Source organism: Streptomyces sp. NPDC104202 (genome assembly GCF_055584185.1).
Genome location: NZ_JBVJMN010000013.1, coordinates 65,971 through 87,201 on the forward strand (window position 1 = coordinate 65,971; position 21,231 = coordinate 87,201).

19 protein-coding genes and 1 tRNA gene are annotated in these 21,231 nt (G+C 72.9%); 11 read left to right on the plus strand and 9 right to left on the minus strand.

Annotation, left to right across the window (positions count from 1 at the left end; all coding sequences use genetic code 11):
- Positions 1 to 10: 10 nt before the first annotated feature.
- From ACZ60W_RS11830 to ACZ60W_RS11840, 3 genes are all read right to left on the minus strand, one after another.
- Complete coding sequence (locus tag ACZ60W_RS11830) at positions 11 to 2,110, minus strand: protein kinase domain-containing protein (protein ID WP_469755189.1); 2,100 nt, start codon at positions 2,108 to 2,110, stop codon at positions 11 to 13.
- Between the two features lie 50 nt (positions 2,111 to 2,160).
- Complete coding sequence (locus ACZ60W_RS11835; protein ID WP_469755190.1) at positions 2,161 to 4,350, minus strand: protein kinase domain-containing protein; 2,190 nt, start codon at positions 4,348 to 4,350, stop codon at positions 2,161 to 2,163.
- Positions 4,351 to 4,450: 100 nt separating this feature from the next.
- Positions 4,451 to 5,374 (minus strand): protein kinase family protein, encoded by a 924-nt coding sequence (locus ACZ60W_RS11840; RefSeq protein ID WP_469755191.1) that lies wholly within the window; start codon positions 5,372 to 5,374, stop codon positions 4,451 to 4,453.
- 342 nt (positions 5,375 to 5,716) lie between these two features.
- On the opposite strand from ACZ60W_RS11840, the gene ACZ60W_RS11845 reads away from it, so the two are divergent.
- The 4 genes from ACZ60W_RS11845 to ACZ60W_RS11860 all read left to right on the plus strand — a co-directional run bounded on the left by ACZ60W_RS11845 (position 5,717) and on the right by ACZ60W_RS11860 (position 9,817).
- Positions 5,717 to 6,145 (plus strand): hypothetical protein, encoded by a 429-nt coding sequence (locus ACZ60W_RS11845; RefSeq protein WP_469755192.1) that lies wholly within the window; start codon positions 5,717 to 5,719, stop codon positions 6,143 to 6,145.
- Positions 6,146 to 6,159: 14 nt separating this feature from the next.
- Positions 6,160 to 8,481 carry a hypothetical protein gene (locus ACZ60W_RS11850; RefSeq protein WP_469755193.1) on the plus strand — a complete coding sequence of 774 codons (2,322 nt, stop codon included), beginning with the start codon at positions 6,160 to 6,162 and terminating at the stop codon, positions 8,479 to 8,481.
- 128 nt (positions 8,482 to 8,609) lie between these two features.
- Complete coding sequence (locus tag ACZ60W_RS11855; RefSeq protein ID WP_469755194.1) at positions 8,610 to 9,167, plus strand: hypothetical protein; 558 nt, start codon at positions 8,610 to 8,612, stop codon at positions 9,165 to 9,167.
- On the plus strand, positions 9,164 to 9,817 hold the full coding sequence (locus tag ACZ60W_RS11860; RefSeq protein WP_469755195.1) for a hypothetical protein: 654 nt from the start codon (positions 9,164 to 9,166) through the stop codon (positions 9,815 to 9,817). Before ACZ60W_RS11855 ends, ACZ60W_RS11860 begins: the two co-directional genes overlap by 4 nt.
- An 81-nt stretch (positions 9,818 to 9,898) precedes the next feature.
- On the opposite strand, the gene ACZ60W_RS11865 is transcribed toward ACZ60W_RS11860, so the two are convergent.
- Together ACZ60W_RS11865 and ACZ60W_RS11870 are read right to left on the minus strand one after the other, a co-directional pair.
- Positions 9,899 to 10,282, minus strand: coding sequence for a hypothetical protein (locus tag ACZ60W_RS11865; protein WP_469755196.1), 384 nt, complete (start codon positions 10,280 to 10,282; stop codon positions 9,899 to 9,901).
- Positions 10,283 to 10,485: 203 nt separating this feature from the next.
- A tRNA-Cys gene (locus tag ACZ60W_RS11870) sits at positions 10,486 to 10,560 on the minus strand.
- Positions 10,561 to 10,743: 183 nt separating this feature from the next.
- Between ACZ60W_RS11870 and ACZ60W_RS11875 the strand changes: the two genes are divergently transcribed.
- From ACZ60W_RS11875 to ACZ60W_RS11900, 6 genes are all read left to right on the plus strand, one after another.
- Positions 10,744 to 12,210, plus strand: a complete 1,467-nt coding sequence (locus tag ACZ60W_RS11875; protein WP_469755197.1) for an MFS transporter — start codon at positions 10,744 to 10,746, stop codon at positions 12,208 to 12,210.
- 42 nt (positions 12,211 to 12,252) lie between these two features.
- The gene (locus tag ACZ60W_RS11880; protein WP_469755198.1) at positions 12,253 to 12,453 is read left to right on the plus strand and encodes a CopG family transcriptional regulator; all 201 of its coding nucleotides are present in this window, start codon (positions 12,253 to 12,255) and stop codon (positions 12,451 to 12,453) included.
- Positions 12,450 to 12,842, plus strand: coding sequence for a type II toxin-antitoxin system death-on-curing family toxin (locus ACZ60W_RS11885; protein WP_469755199.1), 393 nt, complete (start codon positions 12,450 to 12,452; stop codon positions 12,840 to 12,842). The genes ACZ60W_RS11880 and ACZ60W_RS11885 overlap by 4 nt, the downstream gene beginning before the upstream one ends.
- A gap of 123 nt (positions 12,843 to 12,965) precedes the next feature.
- The gene (locus ACZ60W_RS11890; RefSeq protein WP_469755251.1) at positions 12,966 to 14,759 is read left to right on the plus strand and encodes a DEAD/DEAH box helicase; all 1,794 of its coding nucleotides are present in this window, start codon (positions 12,966 to 12,968) and stop codon (positions 14,757 to 14,759) included.
- A gap of 421 nt (positions 14,760 to 15,180) precedes the next feature.
- The gene (locus ACZ60W_RS11895; RefSeq protein WP_017237054.1) at positions 15,181 to 15,822 is read left to right on the plus strand and encodes an IclR family transcriptional regulator; all 642 of its coding nucleotides are present in this window, start codon (positions 15,181 to 15,183) and stop codon (positions 15,820 to 15,822) included.
- Between the two features lie 206 nt (positions 15,823 to 16,028).
- Positions 16,029 to 16,823 (plus strand): S16 family serine protease, encoded by a 795-nt coding sequence (locus tag ACZ60W_RS11900; RefSeq protein ID WP_469755200.1) that lies wholly within the window; start codon positions 16,029 to 16,031, stop codon positions 16,821 to 16,823.
- Here the strand turns inward: ACZ60W_RS11900 and ACZ60W_RS11905 are convergent.
- The 4 genes from ACZ60W_RS11905 to ACZ60W_RS11920 all read right to left on the minus strand — a co-directional run bounded on the left by ACZ60W_RS11905 (position 16,756) and on the right by ACZ60W_RS11920 (position 19,485).
- On the minus strand, positions 16,756 to 18,078 hold the full coding sequence (locus ACZ60W_RS11905; RefSeq protein ID WP_469755201.1) for an MFS transporter: 1,323 nt from the start codon (positions 18,076 to 18,078) through the stop codon (positions 16,756 to 16,758). The genes ACZ60W_RS11900 and ACZ60W_RS11905 overlap by 68 nt on opposite strands.
- 30 nt (positions 18,079 to 18,108) lie before the next feature.
- Positions 18,109 to 18,321 (minus strand): hypothetical protein, encoded by a 213-nt coding sequence (locus ACZ60W_RS11910; RefSeq protein WP_469755202.1) that lies wholly within the window; start codon positions 18,319 to 18,321, stop codon positions 18,109 to 18,111.
- Between the two features lie 19 nt (positions 18,322 to 18,340).
- A complete protein-coding gene (locus tag ACZ60W_RS11915) occupies positions 18,341 to 18,922 on the minus strand; it encodes a helix-turn-helix domain-containing protein (protein ID WP_469755203.1) in 582 nt (193 codons plus the stop codon).
- 86 nt (positions 18,923 to 19,008) lie between these two features.
- Positions 19,009 to 19,485, minus strand: coding sequence for an Lrp/AsnC family transcriptional regulator (locus tag ACZ60W_RS11920; protein ID WP_384903526.1), 477 nt, complete (start codon positions 19,483 to 19,485; stop codon positions 19,009 to 19,011).
- 121 nt (positions 19,486 to 19,606) lie between these two features.
- Between ACZ60W_RS11920 and hppD the strand changes: the two genes are divergently transcribed.
- The gene (gene hppD, locus ACZ60W_RS11925; RefSeq protein ID WP_469755204.1) at positions 19,607 to 20,752 is read left to right on the plus strand and encodes a 4-hydroxyphenylpyruvate dioxygenase; all 1,146 of its coding nucleotides are present in this window, start codon (positions 19,607 to 19,609) and stop codon (positions 20,750 to 20,752) included.
- Positions 20,753 to 21,231 lie beyond the last annotated feature (479 nt).

A 21,231-nucleotide genomic window follows, 5' to 3' on the forward strand; every position in this document is an offset into this window, starting at 1 on the left:
ACCGGGGGCCTCACACCCCGAACACCGGCATCGCCGCGATCCGGCCCCCTCGGGCGATGAAGACGCGGTTCCCGCCGCTCGCGAGCTGGTAGGTGCCCTCGCGCTTCATCGTCGCGGTGAAGAGGTGGTCGTGGGTGGCTTTGTGGACCACGAGGACGGAGCTGTTGTCGGGGGCGTGGAGCCAGACCGTGGCTCCCTCGACGGCCGGGGGGTCGACGGTGCCCGGGCCCGTGCCGTCCAGGACCTCGTACCAGTCGGAGACGGGGAAGCGGACGTCGCGCAGGGTCTTGTACCGGTAGGCGTGGTAGCTGTTCATCGCGAAGACGAGGTCGCCCGAGGCCACGGGTGTGCCCCACGGGACGACGTCGTGGTTCGCGTCGTCCTCCCAGAGGAAGTCGCCCCGGTCGAGGCGCCGGGCCGTCAGCTTGCGGCCGCCGAAGTAGGCCGCGTTGTTGTCGCCGAGAGCGGGGGCCTGGCCGTCCGTGCCCTGGTCCTTGATCTCCCAGTCCGTCTCGCCGGTCGCGGTGAAGAGGGCCGCGACGTGGCCGTCCCTGCCGTGGATCACGAGCCGCTTGCGGCCCACGGCCGCCTTGGCGGCGCCGTCGGGGGAGCGCGGGGAGGTCATCGGCCTGGTCCAGATGGTGGCGAGCGTCCAGGCATCGAGGGCGCGCAGTTCGTTGTCCTTCGTGACCAGGTAGACGTGGGTGTCGTCGGCCGCGAGCACGGCGTCCACGTCGGACTGGGACTGCCAGACGGGCCTGCCGGTGGAAGCGACGAAGGAGCGGAGCACGCCGTTCTCGTCGACGGCGACGACGAGCCGGTCGGCGACGGAGACGTAGCCGGCGTCGGCGTCGACGTCCCCGGCCCGCCACCGCTCCTTGCCGTTCGTGACGGACAGGGCGAGCAGACCGCCCGTCTTCGCCTGGGTGACGAGGACATCCCTGACCGGCAGCGGGAGTTCGCCCCCGGGGGCCACGACGTCGAACGGGCCCCAGAGGGGCTTCGGGACCTCGCCCGGCTTCGTGTCGACGGCGGAGACGAAGGCGGCCTCCGGGGTCGCGACGGCCGCCGGCACGTCGGCGGTCGGCGACTTCTTCCCGCCCCGGCCCAGCCACCAGGCACCCGCCCCGCCGCCGACGCCGAGGACGGCCACGCCGGTGGCCGCGCCGGTGAGGAAGCGCCGGCGGGACGGGGACGACGCGGGGACGGCGGTGTCCGCGGGCACCACGAGGCGCTTCGTGGCGGTCTCCCGCCGCTTGATGTCGTCGGCGAGCGGGCCCTTGCGCCAGGCGCGGTCGGCGCCCTTGGGCGGGGCGAACGCCTCGGCGATCCGTGGGGGTGCCGGGCGGTGGGCCGGGTCCTTCGCCAGGCAGGAGGCGATCGGTTCCCGGAGTTCCGGCGGGACCAGGCTCAGGTCCGGACTGCCGTGCACGACCTCGTACTGCACGGCGGCGACGTGCCCGCCGTCGAAGGTCCGCCGCCCGCTCGCCGCGTACGCGAGGACCGCCCCGAGGGAGAAGACGTCCGAGGCGGGTCCGACCCGCTGCCCGAGGACCTGCTCGGGGGCGCCGTACCCGGGGGTGACGGGGATCTGGCCCGTGGTGGTGAGGGTGAGGCCGTGTTCGGGGCGGGCGATGCCGAAGTCGATGACGCGGGGGCCGGTCGAGGTGAGCACGATGTTCGCGGGCTTGAGGTCGCGGTGGACGAGCCCGGCGACGTGGATGTCGTGCAGCGTGGCGGCCAGGCGGACGGCGAGGGCGCGGACCGTCGGCACGTCCATCGGGCCGTACGTCCGGACGGCCTCGTCGAGCGTCGGGCCGGCGAGGAACTCGGCGGCGATCCACGGCCGTCCTCCCTCGGTCTGCGCGCCCAGGACCCGCGCGACGCCCTTGCTCGCGACGGCGCGCGCCATGTCGGCCTCGCGGACGAAACGCTGGGCGAGGTGCCGGTCGTGGGCGAGTTCGGGGCGCAGGACCTTGACGGCGGCGGGTGCCCCGTCGCCGTCGCGGCCCACGTACACCTTGCCCATGCCGCCCTCGCCGAGGACGCCGAGCAGACGGTACGGGCCGAGCCGGAGGGGGTCGCCGGTGCCGAGGGGCTGAGTGGTCACGGGAGTGTTCTCCGGTGCGTGAGGGGGCGGACGTCCGACGGCGGGCGCCGTCAGACGAGGGGGAGGGCCACGGCGGATGTCTTGCCGGCGCCGATGACGCGGGCCCGTTCCGTGTCGGCGACGAACCGCCACGCCTCGGTCGGGAACACCCAGGCCGAGCGGCGGGTGGTCATGTCGATGGCGCTCAGCCCGCCCGCCACCGGTGCGTACACGAAGGTCTCGCCGACCACGGGCATGCCGCGGAAGTCCGGGGTGAGCGAGCGGCCGGAGGGCTCTTCCGTCCAGCGTCTGACGCCGTAGTCGGCCGTGACGGCCAGCAGGCCCGGGGTGCTCCTGTTCTCGTGGGCGTACACCATCCCGCCCGCGACGGCCGGCATGCCGTAGGCGGTGGTGGCGGAGCCGGAGCCGTGCTCCCAGGCGACGGTGCCGTCGGTGACGCGCAGCGCCCGGAGGCGGTCGCCGCCGAAGTAGGCGTGCCGCTCGTCGACCGCGAGCTGGCCCGGCCTGAAGGACGCGGAGTCCCTCAGCGGGAGGCGGCGCTTCCACAGCTGGCGCCCGGTCCCGACCTCGCGCGCCTGCACGAGGAAGCTCTCCAGGTCACTGCTGTTCTTGCCGAGGATCAGCCGGCCGTCGGCCACCTGGGCGAGCCACGGGCGGACGCCGTCCCATGGGTACACCTGGCGCCATGCCTCCTTGCCCGTGCGCAGGTCGACGGCGATCAGGTGCCAGCCCGTCTCGTTGACGTCCGGGTGGGTGCTGGGGTCGCCCCGCCGCGAGGCGGCGAACAGCAGGCCGCCGGCGGCCGCGAGGAGTTTGGTGCCGTTGCTCGAGCCGTCGAACCCGTTCACCTTGACGGTGGGGGCCGCCTCCTTGCCGGTGCGGGCGTCGAGCTTCCGGATCAGGAGGGCGCCGGGCCCTTCGAGGGGGCCGCCCGACACGTAGAAGAACGTGCCGTCGGTCGTGATCTGGTGAGGCTCGGAGACCGCGTCATCCGACCAGAGTTCCCTGCCGTCCCGCACGGCCAGCGCCCGGAACGTCACCTTCTCCGGGAACCCCACGACGTCACCCGCGACCAGCGGCAGGACGCTCTCCTCGGGGTCCAGGGACTCCCCGCGCCACAGGGCGGCCGGCGACCCGTCCGCGGCCGTCGACGCCGGGATCGCGGTGGGGCCGGGGGTGCCGCCGGCGGGGTCGGCCGGAGCCTCGCGGGAGTTCAGCCAGGTCCAGAGGCCGCCGCCGGCGGCGGCGAGGCCGAGGAGGGCGCCGCCTCCGGCGGTCAGGAGACGGCGACGGGAGAGCGGAGGGCTCGGGACGGTCTCGGCGAGGGCGGAGGCGGCCGGGGCGGGAAGGCGCTGGGGGGCCGGGAGCCAGACGTCGTGGGCGCGGCGGGCGATGTCGGCGAGGACGAGCGGGGGGAGGTGGTCGGCGAAGTCGCCGTGGCCGTCGTGGAGGTGGGCGACGAGGGTGGCGGTGGTGGGACGGGCGGCGGGGTCCTTGGCGAGGCAGGCGGTGAGGAGGGGGAGGAGGGCGGCGGGGACGCCGGTGAGGTCGGGGTCGGCGTGGCGGACGCGGTAGAGGAGGTCGGCGGGGGAGCCGGTGCCGAAGGGGCCGTGGCCGGTGGCGGCGAAGACGAGGACGCCGGCGAGGGCGAACACGTCGCCGGCCGGGTGGTGTTCCTCGCCGCCGGCCTGTTCGGGCGACATGTAGGCGGGGGTGCCGGCGGCGGCTCCGGTCCGGGTGAGGCGGTCGTCGCCGGCGGCGCGGGCGATGCCGAAGTCGATGATCTTCGGGCCGTAGGCGGTGACGAGCACGTTCGACGGCTTGAGGTCGCGGTGGACGACGTCGGAGGAGTGCAGCTGGGCGAGCGCGCCGGCCAGGGCGGCGCCGAGGGCGCGGACGGTCGGCTCGGGGAGGGGCCCGCCGAGGGCGACGGCGTCGTCGAGGGGCGGGCCGAGGACGTACTCGGTGGCCAGCCAGGGCGTCTCGGCGAGGGGGTCGGCGTCGACGACGGCCGCGCCGTGGCGGGCGCCGATGATCCGGGCCGCGTCGGTCTCCAGGCGGAAACGGGCCCGGAAGGCGGGGTCGGTGGCGAGCCGCGCGTGGACGGTCTTCAGCGCGACGGTGCGCCCGCCGGGGGTCCGGGCGAGGTAGACCGTGCCCATGCCGCCGGAGCCCAGGCGGGCGAGGAGGCGGTAGGTGGCGACGGCGGCCGGGTCGTCGTGGGTCAGGGGCGACAGCATGAGGTCAGGTCCGTGGGATCCAGAGCGAGGGTGGGCGTGTGGGGGCGGGGGGCGGCGGGACCGGAGGGCGGCGTACGGGCCCGGGGCCGGTCCCCGTGTGTCACGTGCGGACGGTCGCCGGTTCGGGCGCGCCGGGCGGCGGGGGCAGTTCGGCGGCGAGGAGCTCCGCGGACTGGCGGGCGAGGGCCGCGACGACGCGGCCGGGCAGCCAGCCGGGGGTGAGCAGGGCGGCCGCCGAGTCGAGGACCGTGGCGTGCGTGGTGGGCGGGGCGAGCGCCGCCGCGAGCGCGGCCGCGGTGGGCCGGTCGGCGGGGTCGCGGGCCAGGCAGGAGGAGATCACCGGCCGCAGGGCGGGCGGGAGTTCGTCGCGCTCGGGCACGGTGTGGCCGGTGGCGGCGTACGCGAGGACCGCGCCGAGCGCGAAGACGTCGCCCGCGGGCCGCGGCCGTCCGCCGGCGGCCTGCTCGGGTGCCAGGGCGCCCGCGTCGAGGCCGGGGAGCCCGGTGCGGGGCTCGCCGTCGGCGCCGGCCGCCCGTACCGCGCCGAAGCAGCTCAGCCGGGGGCCCTCCGAGGTGAGCAGGACCGCGGCCGGGGACACCCCGGCGTGCGTGACTCCCTGGGCGTGCGCGGCGGACAGCGCCTCGGCGAGCGCGGCGCCCACAGCCCGCACGCTCGCCTCGGGCAGCGGGCCGCCGTGGACGGCGAGGGCCACGGGGAGCGGGAGGAGAGGGACGTACGGGGTCGCGTACCAGGGGGCGTCGCCGGGGGCGGCCAGCTCGGTGACGGGGGCGGTGAAGGGGCCGAGGAAGCGGCGGGCCGCGTCGGCCTCGACGGCGAAGCGGGCCGGGTCGGCGCCGGACAGCGGAGCGTTGACGAGGACCGTCCGTTCGCCGTCGTGGGTGCGGGCGACGAAGCGGCGGCAGGGGACGGCGGGCGCGTGCGAGCCGGCCGGGTCGAGGCGGGTGATCAGGCGGTACGGACCGATCCGGCGGGCGGACTCCCCCCGCGTGCGCGACTGTTCCACGTCCCCGTTCCCCCCCGTCGTTCCGGCGCCCCGTGACGACGGGGGCCCGCCGAGCCTACCGAGACGGGGGCGCGGGGCCGTGGCCGGGAGCCGTCCTGTCCCCGGCCGGCCGTCGTCGGCGCGCCGGCCGGATGCCGCGAACGTCCGGGCTGTCCGAGTTGCGAAGGTGAAGCAGGCGCGCGGACGGCGCAGGACGTCCGGGACGGGCGGGGATTTCCCGTCGGCGCGTGCTCGAACGAGTGCCCGGGGACTACGATCGCGGTGCTTCCCCGGGCGTGGAACTTGCTGGGGCGAAGCCGGAACGGACACCGTCAGACGGTCACGGGAGCAACGGGGGCGAGCATGTCGTTCGAAGAGGAGTGGGCGGCCGTACGGACCACGTCGACGGCCAACGTGAGCATGAGACTCAACCAGGTCGCCCCCGAGCCGGGCGGCGGGGGCGGCGGCAACGCCGACCTCAGCGTCGACCAGGACAAGCTCGGCGCCATCGGCAGCGCCGCGTACGCCCTGCACGGCCGGCTGGTCAAGGACGGCAACCACGCGCGGACGAGCACGGGGGAGGCGGCGACGGGCCTGTCCAGCCACGGCTTCCTGACCGGCTCCGCGCTGTCGACCGTGCAGCAGACGTGGAGCTCGCAGCTGAGCACGCTGATCGACGCCTGCGCCAACATCTCCAACCACCTCGACTACAGCGCCGCCTCGCACGCCAAGGAAGAGGCGGACATCACGGCGGCCCTCTCGGCATCCAAGATCAACGAGTACCTCAAGTAGGCGGGGGACCTGCTGTGCTGACCTTTGACAACGTGTACCAGGCTCCGCTCGACAAGATGAAGACCACGGCCGACGACTGGGCCGCGATGAAGGGCAAGCTCGACACGCTCGCCCAGGACGCGCAGTCGACGATGGCCGCGAAGGCCAGGGACGACTACTGGCGCGGGGTGAACGCCGAGGTCACCAAGCCCTTCGTGGACAAGACCGCCAAGGAGTTCGGCGACGCCGCCAAGGCGGCCGACGGCATCCACAAGGTGCTGGAGGACGGCTACAACGCCTTCAAGAAGGCCAAGGACGACCTGAAGAAGATCGTCGAGACGGAGGCCCCCGCGAAGGGCTTCCGGGTGAGGTCCGACGGCGTCGTCGAGGCCGTCGAACCGCTCTCCCGGACCAAGGACCAGGGGATGCGCCACGACCCCGACTTCCAGGACATGGTCCGCAAGGAGCGCGCCGACATCGAGGCCATGCAGCGCAGGATCGACGCGATCGTCGAGACCTGCGACGACGCCGACGTGTCCTGCTCCAACGCCCTCAAGGCCAACATCACGGGCGACCAGCACAACTTCAGCGCCCCGAAGTACACCAGCCTCGACGCCGAGGAGGCGCAGCGCGCCGTCGACCTCGCCAAGAAGGGCCGCGACATCTCCCACGAGGAGCTGATGCGCCTCAACGAGCTGCTCAAGGACAACAGCGGCTCCAAGGAGTTCTCCCGGACCTTCTACGACGGCCTCGGCCCCAAGGGCTCCCTGGAGTTCTTCGGCCAGCTGTCCACCGACACCTACGACTACTCCAAGGTCGACAAGCAGCGCCTCGCCGACGTCCAGGAACTCCAGAAGAACATGGGGCTCAACCTGGCGACGGCCACCCAGGGCGGCGACGCGTGGACCGACAAGTGGTCCACCGAGATGCGCAAGCTCGGCACCGAGCGCATCCCCCTCGTCAAGTACGACAACAACCCCGCCTTCGGCTACCAGTTGCTCGGCGGCATCATGCGCTACGGCGACTACGACAAGAAGTTCCTCGTCCCCATCGCCGAGCACGTCACCCAGCTCCACGCCAAGGACCCGTACTTCTTCGCCGACAGCAAGCCCCTGGGCGGCGGCTGGCTCAAGAACCAGTACAACCCGTCCGGGGTCAACGGCTCGGGCTTCGACCCGATGATCCCGATGCTGGAGGCGCTGGGCCACAGCCCGGAGGCGTCCAAGGAGTTCTTCTCCAAGGAGCCCACGGCCTACAACCAGGACGGCACCCCCGGCGGGACCGTCGACCTGGACGCGAAGAAGGACGGGAACCAGAAGGGCTACCTGGACTTCTTCCAGAACAAGGACTACGAGTTCTTCCCCGATGTCGAGGGCCACAACCCGGACGACTGGAAGAAGACCGCGGCATACATGCCGGACGCCCTCGGCCACGCCCTGGAGGCGGCGACGACGGGGCACGGCTGGGACGACCCCAACCCGCAGCTGCACCGCGACGAGAAGTCCGCCGAGATCATGAAGCAGGTGATCGACTCCTACGGCACCAACACCGAACTCCGCGAGCAGCACAAGCCGCTGATGGACAGCCTGGGCCGGATGGGCGCGGCGTACATCGACGACCTGAACTACTCGACGTACAACTTCGGCGACTCCGGCGACGCCCTGGGCCGGGACAAGCTCTTCGGCGCGAGCAGCGACGGGAGCACGCGCACGGACTTCGGCGAGGGCGCCAGTCTCCGGTTCATGAACGCCGTGGCGGGCGACGAGGACGGGTACAAGTCGCTCTCCGCCGCACAGCAGGTCTTCGAGGCCGGCGGTCTGAAGGCGATGGAGGGGGACAAGGACTCGCAGCTCACCTTCCTTCACAACTCGAGCAAGCTGCACGGCATCCTCGACGAGTCGCGGATCGACGCCATCTCCCTGGAGTTCAAGGACCAGGAGGAGGCCAAGAACCTCGCGATGGAGCAGCAGGCCGAGTGGCGGAAGTCCGCCGTCAGCGGTGGTGTCGCCGCGGTGGTCGGCGTCGGCTCCGCCGTGGTGCTCGGGCCCGCGGCCGGAGTCGTGGCGGCGACCGCGGTCCCGATCATCATGGAGTCCGTGGGTTCCGCGGTCAGCACGGACTACGCCTCGGACACCCTCCAGTACCTCAAGGACAACGAGTACAAGAACGACGACGACGCGGACTCCGCGGTCGTGGACGCCCGTCAGGAAGGCCGCCGCGCGGTGGTCGTGCCCTCCCTCAACGTCGCCGAGATGCAGGGTATGACGGAGAGCGAGCGACGGGAGCTGATCCGTGAGATCGAGTACTCGTACAACTCGGGCGCGAAGAGCGTCGACGACCTAACCGCGAACAAGTGAGGCAGCGGACAGTGAACGACACGACGCGGAGGCTGTCGGGTACCGCCGCCGTTGCCCTGGCCGCGGCCCTGGCCCTGACCGGGTGCTCCGGAGACGAGGGCGGCGGGTCCCGGGAGAGCGCGGCTGCCGTGTCCCCGGCAGCCCTGAAGAACTGCGGGCAGGTCTTCGGGGAGCGGAACGTCGAGGCGCTCCGGGCCGATCTCGGGGAGGCGTTCCGGCCCCACGACCGCTCGCTCACCGAGATGAAGGAGCGGATGGTCACGGAGGCGCGGGCCTGGAACCCCGACACGGACAAGCTCTCGCGGACGACCTTCCGTCCCTGCCAGATCGAGGGCCGGGCGGACGGCAAGGAAGCCTGGGTCAACGCCACGGCCGGATGGTCGACGTACGACGTGGCCTTCATGACCGACGGGAAGCACGCGCGCGACTTCCGCGAAGTGGCGAAGGGCGTCTACCTCGACCGCGGCGAACGGCTGGAGGGCCACCCCCTCGTCATGGCGTGCACGGTCCCGGGCACCCGCGCGGGCCAGGGCGAGGAACTGCCGCTCCAGGTCTCCGTGGCCGACACGGACCGCACGGACCGGTCCGTGTCCACGGAGCAGCTCCTGAAATCCCTCGCGGAGAGCACGCGCGCCCTCCTCGGCTGCGCGGAGAAGCCCCCGATCCCCGACGACCTGCTGCCGTGACGGCGAGGATCCGGAGGGCGGCGGCGGTCCTCGCCCTGGCCCTCGCCGCGTCGGCCTGCTCCGAGGGCGGTGACGGGCGGGCCGGCGCGGACCCCGCGCAGGCCGAGGCCGGACTCTCCGCCTGCACGGCGGCCTTCGGGGCGGCGAACGTCACGGCCGTGCGGGAGGAGTTCGGCGAGACGTTCCGGCCGAGCGGCGGACCGCCGGAGGGGATCAGGGACCGGGTGCTCGCGGAGGCGCGGGAGTGGGTCCCCACGGACGACGACCTCCGCCGCTCCGCCTCCACTCCGTGCACCGTGTACGGCACCCGGGGCGGCACCCCGACGGAGATCACCGCCGTCGTCGCCTGGTCGATCTACGTGATGGACAGGGTCGCCGGGAGCCGCGGGGCGGGGAAGTGGCGCGAGGTCGCGAAGGACGTGTACGTCCGGAAGCGGGAGACCGGTGCCCGGCGTCCCCTGCTCATGCGGTGCACCGTCCCCGGTGCCGTACCCGCGCAGGGGGACGGGCTGCCGCTGGAGGTCTCGGTGAGCGGCTGGAGGCTGGGGACCGAGCTCGAGGACCGGCTTCTGACGGCCTTCGCCCGGAGCACGCGGGAGCTGCTCGGGTGCCGGGAGGACGTCTCCGTTCCGGACGCCCTGCCGGGGTGACCCCCAGGGCCGTCGGGCCCTGGTCGTCGCCGGTGTGCTCGTCGCGGGTGGGCGCGTCGTCGCGGGTGTGCGCGCGGGGGGTCAGTCCTCGGCCGTCTCGGTGGCGGGGGAGAGCTGGGAGAGGAGGAGGACGGCCGAGCGGGTGACGAGGGCGGCGAGGAGGATCGTGGCGAGGCCGTCGACGTGGAGGTCGGAGACCTTGGGACCGAGCCAGGAGAGCAGCCACCAGATGAGGGCGTCCTGGACGAAGCCGGCGAGCCCGAAGACCAGGAGGGTGCCGAGGGGCACGCGCCCCGAGGGGCCGATGTGGACGATCTGGGTGAGGACCACGATCACCACGGTGGCGATCAGGACCGAGAGGACCGCGTCGACGGTCTCCGCACCCAGGGTGATGCCGGGCAGCAGGCCCCCGGCGAGCGCCACCCCGACGAGGACGCCCAGCTTGCGTACGCCTTGATCGCTCATGGGGGGACTCTGGCACAGCCCACCTGCGGATGTGAAGGTTCCGTAAGGAAGATCGTCCAGGGGTCGTCCAGGGGCCGTCCAGAAGCCGGCCGGAGGTCATCCGGAGACCGGCCCGAGTCCGGCCGGAGACCGGCCCGAGTCCGGCCGGAGACCGGCCCGAGTCCGGCCGGAGACCGGCCCGAGTCCGGCCGGGGGTGGATCGTTGGAGACCGTGGCGGGAATCGAACCCGCGTAACTCGCTTTGCAGGCGAGTCCCTGAACCACTCGGGCACACGGTCGCGTCGTCGGCGACTGGTATGACCGTAGGGGGAGGGGCGGAGGGGGCTCAAGGGTTCCGGGGGCCGCGCCATACGACTGCCACACGGCCGCAACACGGCGTTCGTGGTCGTACGTCCAAGGGCGGAGGGGAGCCGGGACTCCTGACAGGGGTCAAGAAGCGCTTCACCTCTTACTCTGGGGGAATGAGCGCCCTCGAACCCCGCGACGCCGACGTCGCCGCCGACCCCGGACCCCGCGCCCCGCACGACGAGGCGAAGGGGTCCGTCCTCGACGGGGCCCACCGGGCGCTCAGTATCGGCATCGTCTCCGTCGTGCTGCTCATCGCGTTCGAGGCGACGGCCGTCGGCACCGCGATGCCGGTGGCCGCCCGCGAGCTGAACGGCGTCTCCGTCTACGCCTTCGCCTTCTCCGCGTACTTCACCACCAGCCTCTTCGGCATGGTGCTGGCCGGGCAGTGGTCCGACCGCCGCGGCCCCCTCGCCCCGCTCACCGCGGGGATCAGCGCGTTCGCCGCCGGACTGCTCCTCTCCGGGACGGCGGGCGCGATGTGGCTGTTCATCCTCGGCCGGGCCGTGCAGGGGTTCGGCGGCGGCCTGGTGATCGTCGCGCTGTACGTGGTCGTCGGGCGGGCCTACGCCGAACACCTCAGGCCCGCGATCATGGCCGCCTTCGCCGCCAGCTGGGTCGTCCCCTCCGTCGTCGGGCCGCTCGCCGCCGGATCGATCACCGAGCACCTGGGCTGGCGCTGGGTCTTCGTCGGCATCCCCGTCCTCGTCGTCTTCCCGCTCGCCCTCGCGCTGCCCGCGATACGCCGCACCGCCTCGGGCCCGGCCGACCCCGGGGCGCCCGTCGCGCCCTGGGACCGGCGGCGCATCCTGCTCGCGCTCGCCATCTCGGCCGGCGCCGGGCTCCTCCAGTACGCGGGCCAGGAGCTGCGCTGGCTCTCCCTGCTGCCCGCCGCGGCGGGTCTGGCGCTCCTCGTGCCCGCCGTGCGCGGACTGCTGCCCCACGGCACCTGGCGGGCGGCGCGCGGTCTGCCCTCCGTCGTCCTGCTCCGGGGCGTCGCCGCCGGCTCCTTCATCGCGGCCGAGTCCTTCGTGCCGCTGATGCTCGTCACCCAGCGCGGCCTGAGCCCCACGCTCGCCGGCTTCTCGCTCGCGGCCGGCGGCCTGACCTGGGCGCTCGGCTCCTGGATCCAGTCCCGGCCGTGGACGGAGCCCTACCGGGAGCGTCTCGTCGTCCTCGGGATGGTCCTGGTCGCCCTCGCGATCGCCACGGCGCCGAGCGTGCTCATCGCCTCGGTCCCGGTGTGGGTGCTCGCCGTGGCCTGGGGCGTCGGCTGTCTCGGCATGGGCGCGGTCATCGCCTCCACGAGCGTGATCCTCATGAAGCTCTCGGCCCCCGAGGAGGTCGGCGCCAACTCGGCCGCCCTCCAGATCTCCGACGGCCTCTCCAACGTCCTCCTGCTCGCCGCGGGCGGCGCGGCCTTCGCCGCGCTCGGCGGCGGCGCCGTCGGTCACGCCGTCGACGCCGCCGCCAGTGGCGCGGGCTCCCACCCGGCCGCCTTCGCCGCGGTCTTCCTGCCGATGGCGGGCGTGGCGGCGGTGGGGGCGTGGGTGGCGACGCGGCTGGGGGAGGGGCGGAGCTGAGCGCTCGGTACCAGATCGACCCCACGGTGGTACCGTTCTGGTATGGCGATGAACCTGCGTCTCCGTGACGACCAGACCGAGGCCCTGAAGCAGCGCGCCGAGCAGGAGGGCACGAGCATGCACGCGATCCTGCTGCGCGCCGTCGACGACTACCTCGCGCGCACCGCCCAGGACGCGATCGTGCGCAAGACGGCCATGGAGCAGGCGACCAAGTGGCACGAGCTGATGGAGCGGCTCAAGTGACCTGCGTCTACCTCTCCGGCGAGGACGTCCTCGTCATCGCCGAGCACGCGGTCGACGACCAGGAGATCGTCGTCCGCGACGCGGGACTCCTCGACTCGGCGGTGCACCGGCCGTCGGCCGCGATGTTCGGCGAGGAGGCGTACCCCGACCTCGTGGGGAAGGCGGCCGCGCTGCTCCAGTCACTCGCGGTGAACCACCCCTTCGTCGACGGCAACAAGCGCACGGCGTGGCTGTCCTGCGTCACCTTCCTCGCCATGAACGGCGTCCAGCTCCGGCCGGACATCGACGCCGCGGAACGCCTGGTCATCGCCGTGGCGACCGGTGAGACCGACGACGTCGGGGCGATCGCCGACGGGCTGCGGGCGCTGATCGTCCCCGACGAGGGGTGAGTTCGGGCGCGACGTGAGGTGGATCGCAACCGGGGGGTGCCCGCCCCGTTTCGTACGAGGTTCCGGCCGGGCCGCCGGTAAGGTGGCCCGGTTGTCATATCTGGACGAGCGTCGAACCCGGAGATCGTGACTACTACCACCACCTCCTCCCATCACCTTTCTCCCGCCTTCCCAGGACGGGCCCCGTGGGGTACCGCCGGCAAGCTGCGCGCGTGGCAGCAGGGGGCGATGGAGAGATACATCCAGGAGCAGCCCCGTGACTTCCTGGCCGTCGCCACCCCCGGCGCAGGCAAGACGACCTTCGCCCTGACCCTGGCGTCGTGGCTGCTGCACCACCACGTGGTGCAGCAGATCACCGTCGTGGCGCCCACCGAGCACCTGAAGAAGCAGTGGGCGGCGGCCGCCGCCCGCATAGGCATCAAGCTGGACCCCGACTACAGCGCCGGGCCGCTCAGCAAGGAGTACGACGGGGTCGCCATCACCTACGCCGGTGTGGGCGTCCGCCCGATGCTGCACCGCAACCGTTCCGAACAGCGCAAGACCCTCGTCATCCTCGACGAGATCCACCACGCGGGAGACTCGAAGTCCTGGGGCGAGGCGTGCCTGGAGGCCTTCGAGCCGGCCACCCGCCGCCTCGCGCTGACCGGAACGCCCTTCCGGTCGGACACCAACCCGATCCCCTTCGTGACGTACGAGGAGGGCAACGACGGCATCCGCCGGTCCTCGGCGGACTACACGTACGGCTACGGCAACGCCCTCGGCGACGGCGTCGTGCGGCCGGTCATCTTCCTCTCCTACAGCGGCAACATGCGCTGGCGGACCAAGGCGGGCGACGAGATCGCCGCACGCCTCGGCGAACCGATGACCAAGGACGCCGTCTCGCAGGCGTGGCGCACCGCGCTGGACGCCAAGGGCGACTGGATGCCGAACGTCCTGCGCGCCGCCGACCAGCGGCTCACCGAGGTCAGGAAGTCCATCCCGGACGCCGGCGGCCTCGTCATCGCCTCCGACCAGGACTCGGCCCGCTCGTACGCCAAGCTGATCCGCGAGATCACCGGCACGAAGGCCACCGTCGTCCTCTCCGACGACACGGGCGCCTCGAACCGCATCGACGAGTTCAGCGAGAACGACGACCGGTGGATGGTCGCCGTCCGCATGGTGTCGGAGGGCGTCGACGTCCCCCGCCTCGCCGTCGGCGTGTACGCGACCACCATCTCGACCCCGCTGTTCTTCGCGCAGGCCGTCGGCCGCTTCGTGCGTTCGCGCAGGCGCGGCGAGACCGCGTCCGTGTTCCTTCCCACCATCCCGAGCCTCCTCGGCTTCGCCAACGAGATGGAGGTCGAGCGCGACCACGTCCTCGACAAGCCCAAGAAGGCCGGCGAGGACGACCCCTACGCCGAGTCCGAGAAGGAGCTCGCCGAGGCCGAACGCCAGCAGGACGAGGACACCGGCGAGCAGGACATGCTGCCCTTCGAGGCGCTGGAGTCCGACGCCGTCTTCGACCGCGTGCTGTACAACAGCGCCGAGTTCGGCATGCAGGCCCATCCCGGCAGCGCCGAGGAGCAGGACTACCTCGGCATCCCCGGCCTCCTCGAACCCGACCAGGTGCAGCTGCTGCTGCAGAAGCGCCAGGCCCGGCAGATCGCGCACAGCCGCAAGAAGCCGGACGACGAGGCCGACCTCCTGGAGCTCCCGGCCGAGCGGCGCCCTGTCGTTTCCCACAAGGAACTCCTCGAACTGCGCAAGCAGCTCAACACGATGGTCGGCGCCTACGTCCACCAGACCGGCAAGCCCCACGGTGTGATCCACACCGAGCTGCGCCGGGTCTGCGGCGGGCCGCCGAGCGCCGAGGCCACCGCCGGACAGATCCGGGAACGGATCAAGAAGGTGCAGGAGTGGGCCACCCGCATGCGGTGACCCCGGGGAAGCCCCCGAGACGCGGCTGAGGCCCGTACGACGTCGTTCGTACGGGCCTCACTCGTCCCGCGGCGGGCGGGACGGGCACCGGCGGCCGGCCCCCACGGTCGGCCTCCGGGCGCCTCCCACGCTACGGGCACGACAAAGCCGATCTTGTCCGCCAAAGTCCCCAGTCCGGCCGACGAAGGTCCCGAACCGTCTCTATACGGTCGCCGACGCCCGGATTCTGGACGAGGTCTTCCGCTGAGCGGAGCGGGTCGCTACTGTCCCGCCTCAAAAGCAATCGCCCCGTGGCAGCGCCGCCGCGGAGCGCAGCCGGTGTACCCCTTCCTGCCGGCGGCCTCTGACGTGCGTCGCCGACGGGACCGGCGTCGCAATCCCGTGAGAGCCCGTCGCCACTCACTCCGAAGGAGAGGGCGTCGTGACCGCGGAAACCTCCCAGACGCTCGACCGGGGACTCAGAGTCCTCAAGCTGCTCGCCGACACCGACCACGGCCTGACCGTCACCGAGTTGTCCAACAAACTCGGGGTCAACCGGACCGTCGTCTACCGTCTGCTCGCCACGCTCGAACAGCACGCCCTGGTCCGCCGCGACCTCGGCGGACGCGCCCGCGTCGGCCTCGGCGTGCTGCGGCTCGGCCGCCAGGTCCACCCCCTGGTGCGCGAGGCCGCCCTGCCCGCCCTGCGCTCGCTCGCCGAGGACATAGGCGCCACGGCCCACCTGACCCTCGTCGACGGGGCCGAGGCGCTCGCCGTCGCGGTCGTCGAGCCCACCTGGACCGACTACCACGTCGCCTACCGGGCCGGCTTCCGTCACCCGCTCGACCGGGGCGCCGCCGGCCGCGCGATCCTCGCCGCCCGCCAGGGCTCCCTCATCGAACCCGGCTTCACCCTCACCCACGGCGAGCTGGAGGCCGGCGCCAGCGGCGCCGCCGCCCCGCTCGTCGGCGTCACCGGCGTCGAGGGCAGCGTCGGCGTCGTGATGCTCGCCGACGCCGTCCCCGAGCGGGTCGGGCCCCGCGTCGTCGACGCGGCCCGCGAGGTCGCCGACGCCCTGCGCTAGGGGCGTCTTGCGTCTTGCCGATCATGCCGGGCTCGCGGGGTCTGCGGGACACTCCCTGGGCCGTCCCCTCCGGCTCCCGGCCGACCCGTGCCGTCCGCCGGTCCCGCCGCCGCTCCCGCCACCGAGCGGGCGATCCGCGCGGGGGCCGGCGGCCGCCGGTGGGACCGTCACCGCGGGACGGGGGAGCCGCCCAGTAGATTGGGGGCGTGCTCTCCAGTCTCTCGCGTCCCCGTGCCCTGGCGCTGTGTGCGCTGCCCGTCGCCGCGCTCTTCGCCGTCGTGGGGCTCGCGCCGCTGCCCTTCGCGATCGCGCAGCCCGGCTCGACGGTGGACGTGCTCGGGAAGGACCAGGGGCGGGAGATCATCACCATCACCGGCGCTCCGGTCCGGCCGACGGACGGGCAGCTGCGGATGACGACGATCGTCGCCACGGGCCCGTCGACCGACGTCGACCTCGGGGACGTGGTCGACGCGTGGTTCCGGACGGACCGGGCGGTGCTGCCGCACGACTCCGTCTACCCCTCGGGGAAGTCCGACGCGGAGATCGAGAAGCACAACCTCGGGCAGATGAAGGAGTCGCAGGACGCGGCGACCCTCGCCGCACTCGGCTATCTGAAGAAGGACCCCGAGCAGGTGAAGGTGACCCTGCACCTCGCGGACATCGGCGGACCGAGCGCGGGGCTGCTCTTCTCCCTCGGCATCGTGGACAAGCTCGACGGCGACGGGGACGGCGGCAGCCTCACCGGCGGCCGTAACGTCGCCGGTACGGGCACCATCGAGCCGGACGGCACGGTCGGCGCCGTCGGCGGGGTCTCCCTCAAGACGCAGGCCGCCGCGCGGGACGGGGCGACCGTCTTCCTCGTGCCGAAGAACGAGTGCTCGGACGCGCAGGCCGAGCTGCCGAAGGGCATGCGGCTCATCCCCGTCACGGCGCTCAGCGACGCGGTGGCGTCCCTCCGGGCCCTGGAACAGGGGCAGGAGAAGCAGGTTCCGGCCTGCTGAGCCCCGTGCCGCCGCCGGGCCCCTTCGTGGCGCGCGGCGCGTCCATGCCCCGCCAGGAGGGGAGGAGGACCGGGCAGAGAGCGGCGAGGAAGTACAGCCCGCCGACGGTGAGCAGCGCCGTGGTGAGGCCCGTCCGCTCGACCAGCAGACCGGCGGCGACGCCGCCGAGCGGGGTGGTCAGCAGCACGCTGGCCGTACTCGCGCTGCCGACGCGGCTGCGCAGCTCCGCGGGGACCGTCTCGTAGAAGACCGCGCCGAGGATCGGGTTGAGGACCCCGGCGCCCAGCCCGCCGAACGCCATCGCCACGAGCAGCGGCGCCGTCGTGTCGGTCAGGGCCGCCGTCACGTACACGGGAGCTCCGGCGAGCAGGAAGCCGACGGCGACGACGGGGCGGCGCGGGAAGCGGTGACCGACCGCCGCGTAGAGCAGGGCGCCGGCGAGGGCGCAGCCGCCGAAGACGGCGACGAGCAGACCGAGGGCCGTCGACCCGCCGAGCTCCTCGCGCGCGTGGACCGGCAGCAGGACCGTGCTCCAGCTCTGGGCCAGCCCGTTGGTGATCATCACCATGACGTTGATGCCGAGGATCAGCGGGGTGTGCAGCAGGAACGCGTACCCCTCGCGCAGATCGGCCCGGTACACCGCGAGGGACAGCGGCGGTGCGCCGCGGGTGGGCTCGGCGGACGGGACGCCGCGCAGCCCCACCAGGGCGAGGGCCGCGGAGACGGTGAAGGTGGCGGCGTCGACGTACAGCACGGTGTCGGCGCCGATGAGGGCGACGAGCAGGCCCGCCAGGGCGGCTCCGGTCATCCGGGCGCCGCGGGAGACGGCGTCGTAGAAGCTGGTGGCGCGGGAGAGCGGGATGCCGGCCCGCTCGGCGAGGTCGGGCGTCAGGACGTTGCGGGCGGTCTCGCCGGGGGCGTGGAAGAAGCCGGTGACGGCCATCAGCGCGCACAGCATCCAGAACCGCAGCACGCCCGCCTGGTTGAGCAGCGGGATGGCGGCGAGGGCGAGGGCGCAGACGATGTCGGAGGCGACGGCGACGCGGCGGCGGCCGATCCGGTCGATGACGGGCCCGCCGACGAGGGCGGAGGCGAGGACGGGCAGGGCGGCGCAGAAGGCGACGAGCCCCGCCTTGCCGGGACTGCCGGTGGTCTCCAGTGCGAACCACGGGACGGCGATGAGGGTCAGCGAATTGCCGCTGATGGAGATGGCGTTGGCGGTCAGGACGGCGATCAGTGGTGTGCGCGGGTGCACGGGTGGTTCCCCCCGGGTGGTACGGCTCCGTCAGGCGGCGGTGGTGAAACGGCCGGCGGCGGGGCCGGGTGTGGCGAGCCGGAGGCCGAACTCGACCATCCGCCAGCCGAGTCGGACGCGGAGCGCCGGGGCCGGCGCGCGGAGCGGGTCGTCGGCGTCGTGCGGCCGGGCCGTGGCGGCGGCCCGGTCGTGGAGTTCGGCGGCGTGCAGACGGTGCAGGCTGAGGTGGATGTCCGCGTGCATGGCTCGGGGTGTCCTTCCGTCAGTTGTCGTGCTGTGGGAACGCGTGCAGATGGATGCGGACGCGCGCGGCGTCCGGCGCCTCCGCCTCCTCGATGTCGCGGTAGGTCTCGATGAGGGCGTGCATCCTCTCGCCCAGCTCCCGGAGCCGGTCCGGGGGCAGGCGCAGGGTGAAGTCGCTCATGTCGGAGGCGCCGAGCCAGTCGGGGGCCCAGTCGTGCCGGGTCCCGAGGTACGTGCTCAGCTCCTGGGTGTGGATGGTCGCGATCTCGTGGACGTAGATGTCGAGGGCGCCGCGGACCTCCGGGTCGGGGTCCCGGTACAGCGACTCGTCGACGCTCGTGCCCTGCTGGCCGGCCTTCCACCACCGCTCGCGGCCCTTGCCGCGCGTCGGGTCGTCCTCCACGAAGCCGTGGGCCGCCAGCTGGCGCAGGTGGTAGCTGGTCGCCCCGCTGGACTCGCCGAGCTGCTCGGCCAGTTGGGAGGCGGTGGCGGGGCCGCCTCGGCGCAGGGCGCGCAGCAGGCGGATGCGGAGCGGGTGGGCGAGTCCGCGCAGGGAGCGCGGATCGAGCCGGCGGCTCAGGTGTTCCTCGGGCTCGGACATGTTCCGAGCGTAGAGTTGCAAAGAACCAGTTGCAAGAGGTTCTTTGCAACTGGTTCTTTGCATCCCCCGATGGTCGGGGTCCGGCGCTACAGGGGCTCGTCCCCGGCGGCCTGCTCGACCAGCGGGATGATCCGCAGCGGCACCGGGTTCTCCATCACGATCGCCGTGGAGGCCCGGACGATGCCCTCGAAGCCGACGACCCGGTCGATCACCCGCTGGAGGTCGGCGTTGGAGCGGGCGACCAGCCGGCAGAGCATGTCGCCGTGACCCGTCGTCGTGTGCAGTTCCAGCACCTCGGGGACGGTCGCCAGATGTCCCCGGACGTCCGCGCCCTGGCCCTGCTTGATCTCCAGGGTGGCGAAGGCCGTCACCGGGTAGCCCAGCGCCGCCGGGTCCACCTGCGGCCCGAAACCGCGGATCACCCCGCTCTCCTGCAGCCGGTCCAGCCTGGCCTGCACCGTGCCCCGTGCCACCCCGAGGCGACGGGACGCCTCCAGCACGCCTATCCGCGGCTCGCGGGCGAGGAGCCCGATCAGCCGGCCGTCCAAATGATCGATCGCCACAACGCTCTCCCCGTGGTCAGGATGTACAAGTCGCACGGCCATACTCGCTGATCGCTGTACAACTTGACCAGCAGATCAGCAAACTCTTGCGCACCTTGCCGAACGGCGGGACATTGCTGCCATGACTGAGACCATCGATCACACCCCTTCCACCGCGCGTGAGGCCGATCCCTTCCCGGTGAAGGGAATGGACGCGGTCGTCTTCGCCGTCGGCAACGCCAAGCAGGCCGCGCACTACTACTCCACCGCCTTCGGCATGAAGCTCGTCGCCTACTCCGGACCGGAGAACGGCACCCGCGAGACCGCCAGCTACGTGCTCACCAACGGCGCCGCCCGTTTCGTGTTCACCTCCGTCATCAAGGCCTCCACCGACCGGGGCCGCTTCCTCGCCGAGCACGTCGCCGAGCACGGTGACGGCGTCGTCGACCTGGCGATCGAGGTGCCGGACGCGCGGGCCGCGTACGCCTACGCCGTCGCGCACGGCGCCACCGGCCTCACCGAGCCCCACGAGGTCAAGGACGAGAACGGCACCGTCGTCCTCGCCGCCATCGCCACCTACGGCAAGACCCGCCACACCCTCGTCGAGCGCTCCGGCTACGACGGCCCCTACCTGCCGGGCTTCGTCGCCGCCCAGCCCCTCGTCGAGCCCCCGGCCAAGCGCACCTTCCAGGCCATCGACCACTGCGTCGGCAACGTCGAGCTCGGCAAGATGAACGACTGGGTCGGCTTCTACAACCAGGTCATGGGTTTCACGAACATGAAGGAGTTCGTGGGCGACGACATCGCGACCGAGTACTCGGCGCTGATGTCCAAGGTCGTCGCGGACGGCACCCTCAAGGTGAAGTTCCCGATCAACGAGCCCGCGATCGCGAAGAAGAAGTCGCAGATCGACGAGTACCTGGAGTTCTACGGCGGCGCCGGCGTCCAGCACATCGCCCTCGCCACCAACGACATCGTCGCCACCGTGCGCGCGATGCGCGCCGCGGGCGTCGCCTTCCTCGACACCCCCGACTCCTACTACGACACCCTCGGCGAGTGGGCCGGCGAGACCCGCGTCCCCGTGGAGACCCTGCGTGAGCTCAAGATCCTCGTCGACCGCGACGAGGACGGCTACCTCCTGCAGATCTTCACCAAGCCGGTCCAGGACCGTCCGACCGTCTTCTTCGAGATGATCGAGCGGCACGGGTCGATGGGCTTCGGCAAGGGCAACTTCAAGGCGCTCTTCGAGGCGATCGAGCGCGAGCAGGAGAAGCGCGGCAACCTCTGACCCACCCCGAAGGGCCCGGCCCCGCCCGGGCCCTTCACCATGCCCGGCCCGTCCCGCCCCTCGTCGTGGGCCTTCGTTCCGCGGGGGCGGCGCCGGCCCCCGCGGCCGGTGCCGCCTCGTTGTGGCCTTCGTTCCGCTGGGGCGGTGCCTGCCCGTGGGACGGGCCGGTGCCGCCTCGTTGTGGGCAACTGTTCCGCTGGGGCGGAACGGGTGGGCACAACGGAACGGCGCCCTTGCCGGGCCTAGGCTTCCGCGCCTGGGCCCGCACCCCGTTGTGCGGCGCACAGCTGGTGCAGGTCCAGGCATAAGGGGCGGAGGCGCCGCCTAGGGCGCCGTCCCGTGTGCCCACCCTCCCCAAGCTCTCGGCTTCGCTCGAGCAGGGGGGACCCCCATCGCCCCAGCGGGACGATTGCCCACACGGGTGGGCCGGCCAGGCGGCCCCGGCCCGGCCCGAGCGCAGGTCACACGGCGGGCGGGCC